The 1,890-nt window shown below is 66.0% G+C and carries 1 protein-coding gene; it reads right to left on the bottom strand.

The features are described from left to right. Positions 1-1,890, bottom strand: a 1,890-nt coding sequence (locus NR187_RS30615; protein WP_256808843.1) for a DUF5801 repeats-in-toxin domain-containing protein, incomplete at both ends; no start/stop codon positions are given.

The following is a 1,890-nucleotide window of genomic DNA, read 5'->3' as shown; positions in this document are numbered from 1 at the left end:
GTCCGTGATCGTGTCGGCCCGGGTCAGCGTGATCAGGTCCGCCGCCGACAGCGTCACCGTATCGTCCGGATTGGTCGCATCCGGATGCTGCAGCGCGCGGATCTGGTCCAGCGTTACGACGCCGATAGCATCCACGGTGACCGTAAAGGCCAACGTCGCCGTCGCGCCGACATGCCCCTCGACCGTATTGCCGTTCAGCACCAGCAGGATGTGCTGCCCGGTCGCAACGTCGATCAGGCCGGAATCCACGCTCGCGCTCTTGACACTGAGCGTATAGGTCGACGCGATCAAGCCGATGCCATCTGCACCGTAACTGCCGCTCACAGCGAAGTTGTTGGCAAAGTCGGCCGTCGCGTTGATCGCAAGGTTGGTCTCGTCGACCACCAAGGCGTCCGCCGGCTCCGCCGTCGTCAGCGTGATGCTCGGACCGTCGTCATGGAAGGTCAGCGCCTGGCCGATATTGATGCTCGACGAGCTGGTGGCGGTATCGCCATCGCCGTCCGTGATCGTGTCGGCCCGGGTCAGCGTGATCAGGTCCGCCGCCGACAGCGTCACCGTGTCGTCCGGATTGGTCGCATCCGGATGCTGCAGCGCCCGCAGCTGGTCCAGCGTCACGACGCCGGCAGCATCCACGGTGACCGTGAAGGCCAGAATCGCCGTCGGCCCGACATGGCCCTCAACCGTATTGCCGTTCAGCACCAGCAGGACGTGCAGTCCGGTGTCAACGTCAATCAGGCCGGAATCCACGCTCGCGCTCTTGACGCCGAGCGCATAGGCCGATGCGATCGTGCCGGCACCGTCCGCACCGTAATTGCTCACCACCGAGAAGTTGTCGGCAAAGTTCGCCGTCGCGTTGATCGCAAGGTTGGTCTCGTCGACCACCAGGGCATCCGCCGGCGCCGCCGTCGTCGTCACCGTGATGCTCGGGCCGTCATCCAGGAAGGTCAGCGACTGCCCGATGTTCAGCGTCGCCTGGTTGGTGTCGAGGTCGCCGTCGGTCACCGTCGCCGTCAGCGTGATCAGATTCGCCGCCGACAGCGTCGTGCTGTCGTCCGGATTGGTGGCGTCGGGATGAACCACAGACCGCAGCTGGTCCAGTGTCACATTGCCCGTCGCATCCACGGTGACCGTGAACACCAGATCGCTGCTCACGGCCGTACGGCCTTCCACCTGGCCGCCCACGAGCGACAGGATGACGTCCTGGCCGGTCAGCGTATCGACCAGACCGGACGCGCCCGCAACCACGCCCAGCGTATAGGTCACCGCTCCCGCATCGGCCACACCGTCATGATTCGCATCCAGCGGGCCGTCCGTGCCGAACACAGGCGTGAACGCGCCCGCGAAGCTCGCCGTCGCGTTGGTCGCCAGCACCGTCTCGTCGACCGTCAGCGTCGGCGCCTCTTCGTTCACCGAGATGCTCGGACCGTCGTCGAGGAAGGTCAGCGACTGCCCGATGTTCAGCGTCGCCTGGTTGGTGTCGAGGTCGCCGTCGGTCACCGTCGCCGTCAGCGTGATCAGATTCGCCGCCGACAGCGTAGTGCTGTCGTCCGGATTGGTGGCGTCGGGATGAACCACAGACCGCAGCTGGTCCAGTGTCACATTGCCCGTCGCATCCACGGTGACCGTGAACACCAGATCGCTGCTCACGGCCGTACGGCCTTCCACCTGGCCGCCCACGAGCGACAGGATGACATCCTGGCCGGTCAGCGTATCGACCAGACCGGACGCGCCCGCAACCACGCCCAGCGTATAGGTCACCGCTCCCGCATCGGCCACGCCGTCATGATTCGCATCCAGTGGGCCGTCCGCGCCGAACACAGGCGTGAACGCGCCCGCGAAGCTCGCCGTCGCGTTGGTCGCCAGCACCGTCTCGTCGACCGTCAGCGTCGG

This window comes from Bradyrhizobium sp. Bra64 (assembly GCF_024519875.1).
GTDB classification, from domain to species: domain Bacteria; phylum Pseudomonadota; class Alphaproteobacteria; order Rhizobiales; family Xanthobacteraceae; genus Bradyrhizobium; species Bradyrhizobium japonicum_G.
The sequence above is the reverse complement of the archived record's forward strand: the minus strand, read 5'-3'. Positions and strand labels throughout refer to the sequence as shown.